The organism is Mycobacterium arosiense ATCC BAA-1401 = DSM 45069 (assembly GCF_002086125.1).
Classification (GTDB): domain Bacteria; phylum Actinomycetota; class Actinomycetes; order Mycobacteriales; family Mycobacteriaceae; genus Mycobacterium; species Mycobacterium arosiense.
Genome location: NZ_MVHG01000003.1, coordinates 138354 through 152399 on the forward strand (window position 1 = coordinate 138354; position 14046 = coordinate 152399).

At 67.2% G+C, this 14046-nt stretch carries 14 protein-coding genes; 10 read left to right on the forward strand and 4 right to left on the reverse strand.

Features of this window, described 5'->3' with window-relative positions; all coding sequences use genetic code 11:
• Window position 1: 1 nt before the first annotated feature.
• The 5 genes from ybeY (at window position 2) to BST14_RS02365 (ending at window position 4893) form a co-directional block, all read left to right on the forward strand.
• Window positions 2-535 (forward strand): rRNA maturation RNase YbeY, encoded by a 534-nt coding sequence (gene ybeY / locus BST14_RS02345; protein ID WP_066869564.1) that lies wholly within the window; start codon window positions 2-4, stop codon window positions 533-535.
• Window positions 532-1800, forward strand: coding sequence for a hypothetical protein (locus BST14_RS02350; protein ID WP_083062977.1), 1269 nt, complete (start codon window positions 532-534; stop codon window positions 1798-1800). Before ybeY ends, BST14_RS02350 begins: the two co-directional genes overlap by 4 nt.
• Window positions 1797-3107: a hemolysin family protein gene (locus tag BST14_RS02355; RefSeq protein ID WP_083062978.1), complete on the forward strand. Its 1311-nt coding sequence runs from the start codon at window positions 1797-1799 to the stop codon at window positions 3105-3107. Before BST14_RS02350 ends, BST14_RS02355 begins: the two co-directional genes overlap by 4 nt.
• A complete protein-coding gene (era, locus tag BST14_RS02360; RefSeq protein WP_083062979.1) occupies window positions 3100-3999 on the forward strand; it encodes a GTPase Era in 900 nt (299 codons plus the stop codon). Before BST14_RS02355 ends, era begins: the two co-directional genes overlap by 8 nt.
• 108 nt (window positions 4000-4107) lie before the next feature.
• Complete coding sequence (locus BST14_RS02365) at window positions 4108-4893, forward strand: SDR family NAD(P)-dependent oxidoreductase (RefSeq protein ID WP_083062980.1); 786 nt, start codon at window positions 4108-4110, stop codon at window positions 4891-4893.
• A 16-nt stretch (window positions 4894-4909) separates the two neighbouring features.
• On the opposite strand, the gene BST14_RS02370 is transcribed toward BST14_RS02365, so the two are convergent.
• On the reverse strand, window positions 4910-6367 hold the full coding sequence (locus BST14_RS02370) for an aminotransferase class I/II-fold pyridoxal phosphate-dependent enzyme (protein ID WP_083062981.1): 1458 nt from the start codon (window positions 6365-6367) through the stop codon (window positions 4910-4912).
• 77 nt (window positions 6368-6444) lie between these two features.
• Complete coding sequence (locus BST14_RS02375) at window positions 6445-7935, reverse strand: amidase (protein ID WP_083062982.1); 1491 nt, start codon at window positions 7933-7935, stop codon at window positions 6445-6447.
• 61 nt (window positions 7936-7996) lie between these two features.
• Here BST14_RS02375 and recO point away from each other — a divergent pair, with 61 nt between their 5' ends.
• The 3 genes from recO to BST14_RS02390 are packed head-to-tail and all read left to right on the forward strand — an operon-like array spanning window position 7997 to window position 10132.
• Window positions 7997-8794, forward strand: coding sequence for a DNA repair protein RecO (gene recO / locus BST14_RS02380; protein WP_083062983.1), 798 nt, complete (start codon window positions 7997-7999; stop codon window positions 8792-8794).
• Window positions 8787-9704 carry a decaprenyl diphosphate synthase gene (locus BST14_RS02385; protein WP_083062984.1) on the forward strand — a complete coding sequence of 306 codons (918 nt, stop codon included), beginning with the start codon at window positions 8787-8789 and terminating at the stop codon, window positions 9702-9704. Before recO ends, BST14_RS02385 begins: the two co-directional genes overlap by 8 nt.
• On the forward strand, window positions 9704-10132 hold the full coding sequence (locus BST14_RS02390; protein ID WP_083062985.1) for a hypothetical protein: 429 nt from the start codon (window positions 9704-9706) through the stop codon (window positions 10130-10132). The genes BST14_RS02385 and BST14_RS02390 overlap by 1 nt, the downstream gene beginning before the upstream one ends.
• A 4-nt stretch (window positions 10133-10136) precedes the next feature.
• On the opposite strand, the gene BST14_RS02395 is transcribed toward BST14_RS02390, so the two are convergent.
• Together BST14_RS02395 and BST14_RS02400 are read right to left on the reverse strand one after the other, a co-directional pair.
• A complete protein-coding gene (locus BST14_RS02395; RefSeq protein ID WP_083062986.1) occupies window positions 10137-10532 on the reverse strand; it encodes a Fur family transcriptional regulator in 396 nt (131 codons plus the stop codon).
• On the reverse strand, window positions 10529-10957 hold the full coding sequence (locus BST14_RS02400) for an ArsR/SmtB family transcription factor (RefSeq protein WP_211280638.1): 429 nt from the start codon (window positions 10955-10957) through the stop codon (window positions 10529-10531). Before BST14_RS02400 ends, BST14_RS02395 begins: the two co-directional genes overlap by 4 nt.
• Window positions 10958-11147: 190 nt before the next feature.
• On the opposite strand from BST14_RS02400, the gene BST14_RS02405 reads away from it, so the two are divergent.
• Entirely contained in the window at window positions 11148-12539 is a 1392-nt protein-coding gene (locus tag BST14_RS02405; protein WP_083063031.1) for a glycine--tRNA ligase, read from the forward strand.
• 260 nt (window positions 12540-12799) lie between these two features.
• The gene (locus tag BST14_RS02410; RefSeq protein WP_083062988.1) at window positions 12800-14032 is read left to right on the forward strand and encodes a PPE family protein; all 1233 of its coding nucleotides are present in this window, start codon (window positions 12800-12802) and stop codon (window positions 14030-14032) included.
• Window positions 14033-14046: the final 14 nt, after the last annotated feature.

A 14046-nucleotide genomic window follows, 5' to 3' on the forward strand; every position in this document is an offset into this window, starting at 1 on the left:
GATGAGCATCGAGGTATCCAACGAATCGGGTATCGACGTCTCCGAGGCCGAACTAATCAGCGTCGCGCGGTTCGTCATCGCCAAGATGGACGTCAACCCCGCGGCCGAGCTGTCGATGGTGCTGCTGGACACCGCCGCGATGGCGGACCTGCACATGCGCTGGATGGACCTGCCCGGCCCGACCGACGTGATGAGCTTTCCGATGGACGAGCTCGAACCGGGTGGGCGTCCGGACGCCCCCGAACCGGGGCCCTCGATGCTGGGCGACATCGTGCTGTGCCCCGAATTCGCGGCCGGCCAGGCCGCCTCGGCGGGCCACAGCCTGGGGCACGAGCTGGCGCTGCTGACCATCCATGGGGTGCTGCATCTGATCGGCTACGACCACGGCGAGCCGGACGAGGAAAAGGAGATGTTTGCCCTGCAGGACCGGTTGCTCGAAGAGTGGGTCGCCGAGCAGGTCGAGGCCTACCACCAGGACCGCCAATCCGAACGCGACCGCCGATTGCTCGACAAGTCAAGGTATTTCGACCATTGAGACCACTGCGCATTCTGACGGCCGCCGCCATCGCTTTCGCACCGCTGTCGATTTTGGTCACCACCACCGCTTCGGTGGCGCAGGCGGCCCCGTGCGCGGGGGCCGGATCGAACCCGGTTTCCTGCCAGCACTGCATGTTCTACGTGAACGCCTATCACACCGCGAACGTGTGCAGCGAGGACCGCCGCGGGGTTCAGGGACCCCCGAGCAACGCGCCCAGGCCGGTGCCGGAAGTGCCCATCCCGGTGTACGAGCCGCCCCCTATGCCGCCGCCGGCGCAGAACCCGCTGGTCCTTCCGCCGCCCAACGCGGGTCAGAACATCCCGGTGCTGGCGATCCCGCCGCCCGGTCCCGACGCGCCGCGGAATGCGCCGGTCGTGGCGCCGCCGCGTGGACTTGACGCGCCGTCGCTGGCGATCGCGGCGGCCAAGGCCGCGCCGGCGGCGCGGGTCGATCCCGCCAACCCACCGAGACCGCCGACCCAGGTCGACTTCAACCAGCGGGTGCAAAACGTCGTCAGTTCCCACCGGGAGAACGTCGACATCCTCAAGGTCGACGATCAGAAGTTCGTCCGGCCGCGCCATTGGGACTACCTCGACTACGACGACGCCTATCGCCGCCCGACCATCTACAACCCGCTCAATCAGCCGATGACGTTCCGCTATTTCTACAACGGCGCCTATCAGGAGGCGTACCTGCCGCGCGGGGGCCGGATGGTGCTGGACGCCGCGACCGTCGGCGTCGTCCCGTTCACCGCGGTAGGCGACAGTTACGTGGCGGCGGGCAGCTTCTATGGCGGGGGTTCAATTCCGTTGAACGGCTACAACGGTCCGCCGCCGCCCGACTACAAGCCGCCGGCGCCCCCGAAGCTGTACGAGAACGTCACGGTGTTCGTTCCCGCCAAGGACGAGACCGTGGAGGTGGGCCACGTATCGGTGGTGGGTCACGACGGGAGCCAACCCGCGGGCGGCCAGGACACCTTCCTGCTCGACGACTCCACCTTGGCCTGGGGGCAGATCGACAACTCCAGCAGCGCGCCGGCCCAGATCAGGGTGATCAAGACGCAGCCGACGCCGGGCGTTGGGCCGACCGACGATGGCAGCTTCCTGGTGCTGCTGGCCGTGCACCACCAAGAGCCCGCCCAGCCCAGGCAATCCGCATGGGCCCTGGCGCTGCGCTTCGGCGGGTTTGCGGCGGTGGTGGGCCTAATCGCCTGGCTGCTCGCTCGCCGGAGCCGGTCCGAGGAGCAGAACGCTGATTCATGACCGGCTGGTCTGAGCTGTTCGGTGCAGTCGCGCTGATCGCGCTCGGCGGACTGTTCGCGGCGATCGACGCCGCCATCAGCACGGTGTCGCTGGCCCGGGTTCAGGAGTTGGTGCGCGACGAGCGGCCCGGCGCGGTGGCGTTGTCCAAGGTCATGTCGGAACGACCCCGCTACATCAACCTGGTGGTGCTGCTGCGCATCACCTGCGAGATCACCGCGACCGTGCTCCTGGTGGTGTTCCTGTACGACAATTTCGGGCTGCGGTGGGGACTGTTCGGCGCCGCGGCCACCATGGTGGTCACCAGCTTCGTCGTGATGGGGGTGGGGCCGCGTACCCTCGGCCGCCAGAACGCCTACTCCATTGCATTGACGACAGTCCTTCCGCTGCAAGCGATTTCGTGGCTTTTGATGCCGATCAGCCGGCTGCTGGTGGTGCTGGGTAATGCGCTGACCCCCGGCCGTGGCCTGCGCAACGGGCCGTTCGCCTCCGAGATCGAGTTGCGCGAAGTCGTCGACCTGGCTCAGCAGCGTGGCGTGGTGGCCGCCGAGGAGCGCCGGATGATCCAGTCGGTCTTCGAACTCGGCGACACCCCGGCCCGCGAGGTGATGGTGCCGCGCACCGAGATGATCTGGATCGAAAGCGACAAGTTCGCCAGCCAGGCCATCAACCTGGCGGTGCGCAGTGGGCATTCCCGCATCCCGGTGATCGGTGAAAACGTCGACGACATCGTCGGTGTCGTTTATCTGAAAGACCTTGTCGCGCAGACGGTTCTGTCGGGTGACGGCGGCCGCACGCCGCCGGTGTCGAAAGTGATGCGGCCGGCGATCTTCGTGCCGGACTCCAAGCCGCTGGACGCGCTGCTGCGGGAAATGCAGCGCGACCGCAATCACATGGCTCTTCTCGTCGACGAGTACGGCGCGATCGCCGGCCTGGTCAGCATCGAAGACGTGCTGGAAGAGATCGTCGGCGAGATCGCCGACGAATACGACCAGGCGGAGACGGCGCCGATAGAAGACCTGGGCGACAAGCGTTTCCGGGTGTCGGCGCGGCTGCCGATCGAGGACCTGGGCGAGCTGTACGGGGTGGAGTTCGACGACGACCTCGACGTCGACACCGTGGGCGGCCTGCTGGCCCTGGAACTAGGCCGGGTACCGCTGCCGGGCGCCGAGGTGGTCTCGCACGGTCTGCGGCTGCAAGCCGAGGGCGGCACCGATCACCGGGGCCGGGTGCGGATCAATACCGTGCTGCTTAGCCCGGCCCAATCCGATGATGCTTCCCAGGGCGAGGAATCCGAGCAGCATGAGTGAATTCCGTTCCGGGTTCGTGTGTTTGGTCGGCCGTCCCAACACCGGGAAATCGACGCTGACGAACGCGCTCGTCGGGACCAAGGTCGCGATCACCTCGATGCGGCCTCAGACCACCCGGCACACCATCCGCGGCATCGTGCACCGCGACGACTTCCAGATCATTCTGGTCGACACGCCCGGCCTGCACCGGCCGCGCACCCTGCTGGGCAAACGGCTGAACGATCTTGTGCGCGACACCTATTCCGAAGTCGACGTGATCGGGCTGTGCATCCCGGCCGACGAAGCGATCGGTCCGGGCGATCGGTGGATCGTGGAGCAGATCCGCGCGACCGCTCCGAAGACGACGCTCGTCGCGATCGTCACCAAGATCGACAAGACGCCCAAAGACCGGGTGGCCGCGCAGCTGGTGGCGGTCAGCGAGCTGGTGGGCGACTCGGCGGAGATCGTCCCGGTCTCGGCGGTCACCGGGGCGCAGGTCGACATCTTGATCGACGTGCTGGCCGCGGCGCTGCCACCCGGCCCGGCGTATTACCCCGACGGTGAGCTGAGCGACGAGCCCGAAGAGGTCCTGATGGCCGAGCTCATCCGGGAGGCCGCCCTCGAGGGCGTGCGCGACGAGCTGCCGCATTCGCTGGCGGTGGTCATCGACGAAGTCAATCCGCGAGAGGATCGCGACGACCTGATCGACGTGCACGCCCTGCTCTACGTCGAACGCGACAGCCAGAAGGGGATCGTGATCGGCAAGGGCGGCGCCCGACTGCGGGAGGTGGGCACCGCCGCGCGTGCCCAGATCGAAAAGTTGCTTGGCACAAAGGTTTACCTCGATCTGCGGGTCAAGGTCGCCAAAAACTGGCAAAGCGATCCCAAACAGCTTGGCCGGTTGGGCTTTTAACCCGAACCGATAAGTGACTTTCATCGTGGGCTACCCGAGGGCCCAGGCGAATCGTGATGCGCGGATCCCCGCGCGTTTGGTCACCTTCGTGCTGGGTAGCCGCGGCCTATGACGCAACCTCAACTCGCGCTCGTCACCGGCGCGTCCAGCGGCATCGGATTCGAACTGGCCAGGCAGTTCGCCCGACACGGCTATGACCTGGTCGTGGCCGCCGAAGACGACGCGATCAACGACGTGCCCGGCAAACTCTCGCAGTTCGGTGCCGCCGTGCAGCCGGTCCAGGTGGATCTGCGCGGCCCCGAAGGCGTTGAGCACTTGTACGAGAGCGCAATCGGAGGCGACCGGGTGCTCGCTGCGGCCGCGCTCAACGCGGGAATCGGCCGCGGCGAGATGTTTCTCAAAAGCGAGCTCTCCGAGGATCTCAGCATCATCGATCTCAACGTGCGCTCCACCGTGCATCTGGCCAAGCTGGTGCTGCGCGACATGGCGATTCGCAATGCGGGCAAGGTGTTGTTCACCTCGTCCATCGCGTCGCAGATGCCGGGTCCCTATCAGCCGGTTTACAACGCATCGAAGTCGTTCATCCAATCCTTCGCCCAGGCGCTTCACGACGAATTGCGGGACACCGCAATTACCGTCACCGCCCTGATGCCGGGGCCGACTGACACCAACTTCTTCGGCCGCGCCAAGATGGTCTATTCCCTGATTGGCAGGATGCGCAAGGACGACCCCGCCCAGGTCGCGCGCCAGGGATTCGAGGCCCTGATGCGCGGCGACCAGAAAGTGGTGGCCGGCTCGCCACTGTCGAAGGTCATGGGCGCGGTCAATCGCGTGCTGCCGGACACGGTCAAAGCCGTTGGGAATCGGGTGATGTCGAAGCCGCGAGGCAACTGAACCGGCCGCCGGCGGATCAGCCGAGCACCCGAATCGTTTTCATCGACGGATCGGCAGCATCCGGGGTGTTCATGCCGGCGCGCACCCCGGAGCACAAGTAGTTCAGCACCGCCTCATTGAGACGCTCGCCGGGCACCACCGCCGGGATGCCGGGGGGATAGGGCGTCACCTGTTCGGCGGCGACCCGCCCGGCGGCGTGATCGGTGGGCACCGCCTCGACGTGCCCGAAAAACGCGTCGCGGGGCAGACACACCGTCTCCAATTGCAGCTCACCGGGGGAGGGCAGGTCGATCCGCGGGGGGCGGTCGAAGTCGTCGGCCGCCTTGCGCCACGCCGTCAGCGCATCGATGAGACGGCCCGCGGTGGTCCTGTCGTCCGCGAAGGACAGGGTGGCCAGGATGCGGCGGTGATCGCTCATCCCGGTGTCGATGTGAGCGTTCGCGCGCAGCCAATCGGCGGCCTGGTAGCCGGACGTGCCCGTCCCCGATACGTCCATCAGCACCTGCAAGCGGTCCAGGTCGTGGGACGCCTGCACCCCGAGCAACTCGTCGTCGAGCACCTCGACGCCGGGCAAATCTTCGATGTCGGCGCGCAACTGAATCGCGAGACCCAGTGCGGCGTCGAGCAATTCGTGCCCGTGCTCGACCATTTGTCGCCGCCATCCGTCCATGGCCGAATACACCAGAACGTTGGGGCTGGTGGTCATCAGCAGGTCCGCGCAGGCCGACAGGCGATCCTGGTCGATGCGGTCGCCCTGCACGTGAAACACGGAGCCCTGCTCGAAACCGGCGCCCATTTTGTGCACGCTCACCACACAGATGTCGGCGCCGGCATCCATCGCCCAGGTCGGCAGGTCGTCGTGAAACGGCAGGTGCGCCCCCCAGGCTTCATCGATGATCAAGGGCTTGCCGCGCGCGTGGCAGACGTCGGCGATTCCGGCGATGTCGGCGCAGGTGCCATATGGGCTGGGGCTCACGATGAGCGCCCCGGAGGCGTCGGGATGCTTGTCCCACACCTCTTCGACCTGCTGCGGTGACGGCGGATGGGAGAAGTGATGCTCGGCGTCCCATCGCGGCGTGATCCACCGCGGCTGCACACCGGAGAAGATCAGGCCGGCGACGATCGATTTGTGACTGTCCCGGCTCACCAGCAGACTGCCGTCGCCGCCGGCCACGGCCATCATCGCCGCCTTCACCGACAGGGAACTGCCGCAGGTGGAAAACCATGCGATGTCGGCGCCCACGGCTTCGGCCATCAGGTCCTCGGCACGTTTCAAATACCGGTTGCTGGTTCTGCGGTCGTCCAGCCCGCCGCTGGCGAGCACGTCGTCGAGGAAAGGTTCGCGGCCCAGCACCTGCAGCACGCGGTCGTCGGTGCCGCGACCCTGGCGATGGCCCGGTGGCGTAAAGCCGTAACGGTTCTTCGCCCGATAATCGGCCAGCGCGTCGAGCAGGGGAGCGGTCGATTGGTCCATCGCCGACGAGTACCCGAGTTGTCAGCGCCTAATTCGCCCTGAAACCTGCGCGATCGCGGGGCCGACGTGCTGCGGCGTCAGGTCTGGGGCCCGGCGGCGCCGGGAGCGTCCGTCGTCTGATCCCACCATGACTGGGGCTGTTCGCTCGCCCACCCGCTGACCGCTTCCAGCTCCGCGGCCAGCGAGATCAGCATGCCCTCGCTGTTCGCCGGCCCCATCAGCTGCACACCGATCGGCAAGCCCTCGGAGGTGAAGCCCGCGGGAACGTTGATCGACGGCCAGCCCAGGACATTCCACGGGAACGTCAGCGGGCATGCCGCGATCATGGCGCGGTCGGTGCCGAGACCACTCAGCCGGTCGAAGGCGCGCGCCAGGGGTGGGGGCTGGGCCGTGGTCGGCGCCAATACCACGTCGACGATGTCGAAGATCGAGCCGACCCGGCGCTGGTCTTCCGCTTCGTGGCGACGCGCGCTGCGCAGAATCGCCTGGCCCAGCACGACACCCAGGCGCAGGTTGGACAGGGTGCGAGGGTCCAGCACCACGCCGTCGCCCAGCCGCTCCTCCCAATCCCGCAGTCCCGCGGTGGAGCGGACGAGAAAGTCCCACGACAGTCGCATGCCGTAATCGGGGTTGCCGGACACCACTGTGTGGCCGAGCAGTTCGAGTTGCTTGCCGACCGCTCGCGTCGCGGCCAGGATCTCCGGGTGCAGCTTCGGCCGGAAGCCGGTGTACGGAAACCGGGTGGACAGCGCGATGTTCAGCGGGCCGGGCGCCTTGCCCACGTAGTCGGAGGCGGTGATCGGCGGCGGCTTGTGCCGATCCCCCTCGACGTTCCCGGACGCGGCGTCGAGCACCAGCGCCGCATCGGCCACCGTCCGGGCCAGCACGCCATTGACCGTGATGCCGTTGAACGCCTCCGGCAAGGGCCAGGTCGAGATGCGCCCGCGCTGCGGCTTGATGCCGACCAGGTGCGTCCACGCCGCCGGGATGCGGATGCTGCCGGCGCCGTCGGAGCCGATGGCCGCGGTGACCAGCCCGGCCGCCACCGCCGCGGCGCTGCCCCCCGACGATCCGCCCGGGGTGTGCCGGCGCGACCAGGGGTTGCGGGTATGCCCGAAACCGGGCCCGCTGGTGAACGGCCACTGGCCGAGTTCGCAGGTGTTGGTCTTGCCGACGATCACCGCGCCGGCCGCCTTGAGCCGGCGCACCACCTCGGCGTCGTGCGTCGCCGGCGCGACCGACCCCTCGGTCCCGAAGGCGGTGGGCACGCCAGCAACGTCGACGTCGTCCTTGACCGCGATCGGAATCCCCAGCAGCGGGGCGGTGTCACCGGCCTCGCGGCGCCGGTCGGCGTCGGCGGCGTCGGCTAGCGCCGACTCGGTGAGCACCACCCGAAAGGCGTTCAGCGTGGACTGGCTGGCGTGGATGGCGTGCAGCGAGCGCCCCACCAGTGTCGTGGACGTTACCGAACGGCTCGCCAGCTGATAAAGCAGGTCAGTGAGCGTGGGCAGGCGCCGGTGGCCGGATCCGGAGATGGACCCGGGACCCGACCCAGAAGCGCCAATCACGGGGTACGAGACTAACGGCGCGGATACCCGTAATGTCGCGGCGGGGTGCAAAACTAGTGTGATGCGGCTATATCGAGACCGAGCTGTTGTGTTGCGCCAGCACAAGCTCGGCGAAGCCGACCGGATCGTCACCCTGCTGACTCGTGATCACGGGTTGGTCCGCGCGGTTGCCAAGGGCGTGCGCCGCACCCGCAGCAAATTCGGTGCTCGGCTGGAGCCGTTCGCGCATATCGACGCGCAGCTACACCCCGGCCGCAACCTCGACATCGTCACCCAGGTCGTCTCCATTGATGCGTTCGCCACCGACATCGTCAACGACTACGGTCGCTACACCTGCGGGTGCGCCATGCTGGAAACCGCCGAACGCCTCGCCGGCGAGGAGCGGGCACCCGCCCCGGCGCTGCACGGGCTCACGGTGAGCGCGTTGCGGGCGGTGGCCGACGGCCGCCGGTCCCGGGACCTACTGCTGGACGCCTATCTGCTGCGTGCGATGGGCATCGCCGGATGGGCGCCCGCGCTGAACGAATGCGCCCGGTGCGCCACGCCCGGTCCCCATCGGGCGTTCCATGTCGGCGCCGGCGGCAGCGTCTGCACACACTGTCGCCCGGCCGGTTCGACGACGCCGCCCCCCGGGGTGCTGGGCCTGATGTCCGCGCTCCACGACGGCGATTGGGACTTCGCCGAGAAGACCCCGCAAGCGCACCGCAACTACGTCAGCGGTCTGGTGGCCGCGCACCTGCAGTGGCATCTGGAGCGGCAGCTCAAGACCCTGCCGCTGGTGGAACGGACGTATCACGCCGACCGCACCGTCGCCGACCAGCGCGCGGCGCTGATCGGGCAGGATATGGACTGTGGCTAAACTCTGGGCCGGCGACTCGGGCCGAAAGGCTCAGCGCGCCACCGCGTCAGCCGGTTTCCCGCAGCTGCCGCCCGCGCCCGACGACTATCCGGTGTTCCCCGACAAGTCGACCTGGCCGGTCGTCTTTCCCGAGCTGCCGCCGTCCGTCGACGGCGGGCCGTGCCGGCCCCCACAGCACATCTCCAAGGCCGCCGCGCCCAAGATCGAGGCCGACCGATTGCCCAACCACGTGGCCATCGTGATGGACGGCAACGGCCGCTGGGCCACCCAACAGGGACTGAACCGGACCGACGGGCACAAGGCGGGCGAGGCGGTGGTGATCGACATCGTCTGTGGCGCAATCGAACTCGGTATCAAATGGCTCAGCCTCTACGCCTTCTCCACCGAGAACTGGAAGCGGTCCCCTGAGGAGGTCCGGTTTTTGATGGGATTCAATCGCGACGTGGTCCGCATGCGCCGGGCGAACCTGAACTCTGTCGGGGTCAAGATCCGGTGGGTGGGTTCGCGGCCACGCCTGTGGCGCAGCGTGATCAACGAACTGGCGATTGCCGAAGACCTGACCAAGGACAACGACGTCATCACCGTCAACTATTGCGTCAACTACGGTGGTCGCGCCGAGATCGCCGAGGCCACAAGGGAAATCGCTCGCCTGGCCGCCGCCGGCCGGCTGAAACCCGAACGCGTCACCGAGTCGACGGTGTCGCATCACCTGCAGCGGCCCGACATCCCCGACGTGGACCTGTTCTTGCGGACGTCGGGGGAGCAGCGGTCCAGCAACTTCATGCTGTGGCAGGCGGCCTACGCCGAATACATCTTCCAGGACAAGTTGTGGCCCGACTACGACCGGCGCGACTTGTGGGCGGCGTGCGAGGAATACGCCTCCCGCAACCGCAGATTCGGGAGCGCATAGTGTCACCGCTGCCGGAGCGCCTGGCATCGATACTCGGCGACGTTCTTCCGCTGGAGGCGGAGGCCGACGGCGCCGTGACGGTGCGCCACGACGGCACCATCGCCTCGTTGCGGGTGGTCAACATCGCCGAGGGCCTCGATCTGGTCTCGCTCACCCAGATACTGGCGTGGGATCTGCCGTTGACCAAAAGACTCAGCGAGCAGGTGGCCGGGCAGGCCCGCGACAGCAACTTCGGCAGCGTAACTTTGATCGAGAAGATCAATGAAAAAGCGGTGCAACGCAATTCGGGCAGAAGCACGTCGAAAACCGCCGACGTGATGCTGCGCTACAACTTTCCGGGCGCCGGCCTGAGCGACGACGCCCTGCGGACCTTGATCCTGCTGGTGCTCGACACCGGCGCCGAGATTCGTCGGGCGCTGACGGCGTAACCGGTTACCGGCCTTCGCAATCCGAGCAGGTGCCGAAGATCTCGATGGTGTGGCTGACGTCGGAGAAGCCATGCTTGGCGGCCACTTGGCTCGCCCACTCTTCGACCTCGTGGTCGCCCACCTCGATGGTGGCGCCGCAACTGCGACAGACCAGATGGTGGTGATGGTGCTCCGAACACCGACGGTAGACCGATTCGCCGGTGTCGGTGCGCAGCGTGTCGATCATCCCGGCCGCGGCCATCGACTGCAGGGTGCGGTAGACCGTCGTCAGCCCGATGTTCTCGCCGCGGCGGCGCAGCTCGTCGTGCAGCTCTTGGGCCGAGCGGAATTCGTCGAGCGTCTCCAGCAGCGTGGAGATCGCCGCCCGTTGCCGGGTGGAGCGGACGCTCGTTCCGGTCATTGGCGCGGCTCCTCACTGGCGTGCGCGACGGCGTCCACCACGATGTGCGCGAGGTGATGATCCGCCAGCCGGTAGAGCACTTCGCGCCCGGATCGCTCCCCGGTGACCACGCCGGCCGCCTTGAGGATTTTCAGGTGCTGGCTGACCAGCGGCTGGGGCACGCCGAGCGCGTCCACCAACTCGTGCACGCAGCGGTGGGATTCGCGCAACTGCAGCACGATGGCGATGCGCACCGGCGCCGCCAGTGCGCGCAACAACTCGCCGGCGGCATCGAGGATTTCCCGCGGCGGCGGCACGGGATAGGCGGCGCCGCCGGGGTGCCCGGCGGCGCCCAGCGCGTCATGGTCGTGGGCGACTACACCCGGGTCCGGGTCGGCATCGGCGGCGGCCGGCATCGAGGCAGAAGGTGACGGGGACGTCATCATGGAGCGGCATCACCTCGAGAAGTGCCAGGTAGTGGGAAAGTATCCGCCAGTGAAAGTCGTTATCGGTTGCCATCCACTGTCACATGCGTGATGACGCATGTCAAAGGCCGCGGCGCCGATCGCTACCATGACTGATGCTCTGCGCACAGCGGCCGACCGTCGCGCGTACCCGCTCAAACCCGGAAAGGGAGTGCACCACCCCGTGGCGTCCGTCATCGACACCGTAGTGAACCTGGCCAAACGGCGCGGCTTCGTCTTTCCCTCGGGCGAGATCTACGGCGGCACCCGGTCGGCGTGGGATTACGGCCCATTGGGTGTGGAGTTCAAAGAGAACATCAAACGGCAGTGGTGGCGCTCGGTGGTCACCGGCCGCGACGACGTCGTGGGCCTGGATTCGTCGATCATCTTGCCGCGGCAAGTCTGGGTGGCCTCCGGCCATGTCGAGGTCTTCCACGACCCGTTGGTCGAATCGCTGATCACCCACAAGCGTTACCGCGCCGACCATCTCATCGAAGCCTACGAAGCCAAACACGGACACCCGCCGCCCAACGGGCTGGCCGACATCCGCGACCCGGAGACCGGCGAGCCGGGCCGGTGGACCGAGCCGCGCGAATTCAACATGATGCTCAAGACCTATCTCGGTCCGATCGAAACCGAGGAGGGTTTGCACTATCTGCGTCCGGAGACCGCGCAGGGCATCTTCGTCAACTTCGCCAACGTGGTGACGACCGCCCGCAAGAAGCCGCCTTTCGGAATCGGTCAAATCGGCAAGAGTTTTCGCAACGAGATCACCCCGGGCAACTTCATTTTCCGGACCCGCGAGTTCGAACAAATGGAGATGGAGTTCTTCGTCGAACCGTCGACCGCGAAGGAATGGCATCAGTACTGGATCGACACCCGCCTGCAATGGTATGTCGAGCTGGGCATCGAGCCGGAGAACTTGCGGTTATTTGAACATCCGGACGACAAGCTGTCGCATTACTCGGATCGCACCGTCGACATCGAGTACAAGTTCGGTTTCGCCGGTAATCCGTGGGGCGAGTTGGAAGGTGTCGCCAATCGCACCGATTTCGACTTATCGACGCACGCCAAGCATTCCGGCGTCGACCTGTCGTTCTACGACCAGGCGACCGACACCCGGTATACCCCGTATGTGATCGAGCCGGCCGCCGGTCTGACGCGGTCGTTCATGGCGTTCTTGATCGACTCCTACACCGAGGACGAAGCCCCGAACGCCAAGGGCAAGATGGAAAAACGCACGGTTCTGCGGCTGGACCCGCGCCTGTCTCCGGTCAAGGCCGCGGTGCTCCCGCTGTCCCGTCACGCCGACCTCAGCCCCAAGGCGCGAGACCTCGCCGCCGAATTGCGTCAGTTTTGGAATATCGATTTCGATGACGCCGGCGCCATTGGGCGACGTTACCGCCGCCAGGACGAGATCGGCACGCCTTTCTGCGTGACGGTGGATTTCGACTCGCTCGAGGACAACGCCGTGACGGTGCGCCAGCGCGACGACATGTCCCAGGAGCGGGTCGCGATGAATGCCGTGTCGGATTATCTGGCGGCGCGCCTCAAGGGCTGTTAATGGCACGCTCCCGCGCCGTCTTGTAGATTGTTGTGTCCCGTTGCATCGGCACGCGTCTGGCCGCCGGCGCGGCCGGTGATGCGTCATCGCCGACACCCCATTTCGCGAAATAAGGTTTGCTTAAGAGTTCGGCTTTTCCCGGTGCAGGTGCTCTAGGATCCCACTGGGGCATAAGTAGATAGCTAATGGCCATCGGGCGGAGGACGGCCGTCCGGGGGTCCGGGGGCAGGAGCCGTTGACTCGGTCGGTTGGGGTTGCACATGATTCCCGCGTTTGTGTTCTTCCCTCCTGAAATCAACTCGGCCTTGATAGTTGGCGGCCCGGGGGCTGGACCTCTGTTCGAGGCGGCCTCGGCGTGGGATGGGCTGGCGGTTGAACTGTCGTCCTCGGCCTCGTCATTTCACACCGTGGTTTCGGATTTGGCCGCCGGCTCCTGGATGGGGCCGTCGTCGATGTCGATGACCGCGGCCGCGGCTCCCTACGTGGAATGGCTGATCATCGCGGCGGCGCAAGCGGAGGTGGCGGCCTTGCAAGCGCGGATCGCGGCGCTGGCTTTCGAAGGCGCACTGGTGGCCACGGTGCCGCTGGCGGATGTGCTGGCCAACAGGGCCCGGCTGCTCGTCTTGATTGCGACAAACTTTTTCGGCATCAACGCGGCGGCGATCGCGCAGACCGAGCTCGAGTACGTCGAGATGTGGGCGCAGGATGTGGCGGCGATGTTGGGTTATTACGCCGGGGCCCAATCGATGGCGCAGGCGCTGCCGGATTTCAGCGTGCCGCCGGCGGTGCTGGCCGGTAGCGCGCCCGCCGCGGATCTGTCGGGCCTGGCCGGACTGGTGACGGCGCCCCTGAGTTTGGCGTCGCAGTTCTTCCAGGGCCTGTCCTCCCTGGGTACCGCTTTCGCCTCGGACCTGCAGTCGGTGTTCGGGGCCCTTTCGCCGGCCGTCTCGTTGCTTTCGTCGACGCCGGTGGCGACTTTGACGACGGTGGCACAGGCCGGAATGTATCCGGCGACCGCGCTGATGACGCCCATGGCGACACTCGCCCACAGCGCCGCGCCTGCGCCGCCGGCGGCGGCCCCCGCGCCGGCGCCCTCCCTCGCGCCGGCCTTGGTCGGTGCGGCCAGTGCGCCCCTGGCCGCGCCGCACAGCGCGGGTAGCGTCATGTCGGACCTGCAGCCCTTGACCGGTGGGGGGTTGGGCGCCTTGGGCGTTGCTACGGCGGGCCTGGGTGGCGCGCGGTTCGTCGGGTCGCTGACGGTGCCCGCGGCGTGGCAAGGGTCGGTGCCGGCGTACATCGCCACGCCGGCGATGTCGGGGGTGGGCTCCGGGGCGCCGGCCACGGCGGAGGTGGGAGCCGGCGGTCCGGGCAGCAATGTGCCGGTGACGGCGATGCCGGTGAGTGACAAGACCCCCGAGGGCGAGGACCGCGGGACCAGGGCGCAGGTGGTCAGGTCGCGTCCCAAGGTGGTGCCGCGCAACCGCCCGGGATAATGCGGCGGTGCTGC

What these genes read in the sequence shown, in the direction of transcription:
- BST14_RS02365 (WP_083062980.1), top strand. Translation starts at nt 4,108, where the DNA reads ATGACGCAACCTCAACTCGCGCTCGTCACCGGCGCGTCCAGCGGCATC.
- recO (WP_083062983.1), top strand. Translation starts at nt 7,997, where the DNA reads ATGCGGCTATATCGAGACCGAGCTGTTGTGTTGCGCCAGCACAAGCTC.
- BST14_RS02395 (WP_083062986.1), bottom strand. Translation starts at nt 10,532, where the DNA reads ATGACCGGAACGAGCGTCCGCTCCACCCGGCAACGGGCGGCGATCTCC.
- BST14_RS02410 (WP_083062988.1), top strand. Translation starts at nt 12,800, where the DNA reads ATGATTCCCGCGTTTGTGTTCTTCCCTCCTGAAATCAACTCGGCCTTG.
- BST14_RS02370 (WP_083062981.1), bottom strand. Translation starts at nt 6,367, where the DNA reads ATGGACCAATCGACCGCTCCCCTGCTCGACGCGCTGGCCGATTATCGG.
- BST14_RS02400 (WP_211280638.1), bottom strand. Translation starts at nt 10,957, where the DNA reads ATGATGACGTCCCCGTCACCTTCTGCCTCGATGCCGGCCGCCGCCGAT.
- ybeY (WP_066869564.1), top strand. Translation starts at nt 2, where the DNA reads ATGAGCATCGAGGTATCCAACGAATCGGGTATCGACGTCTCCGAGGCC.
- era (WP_083062979.1), top strand. Translation starts at nt 3,100, where the DNA reads ATGAGTGAATTCCGTTCCGGGTTCGTGTGTTTGGTCGGCCGTCCCAAC.
- BST14_RS02355 (WP_083062978.1), top strand. Translation starts at nt 1,797, where the DNA reads ATGACCGGCTGGTCTGAGCTGTTCGGTGCAGTCGCGCTGATCGCGCTC.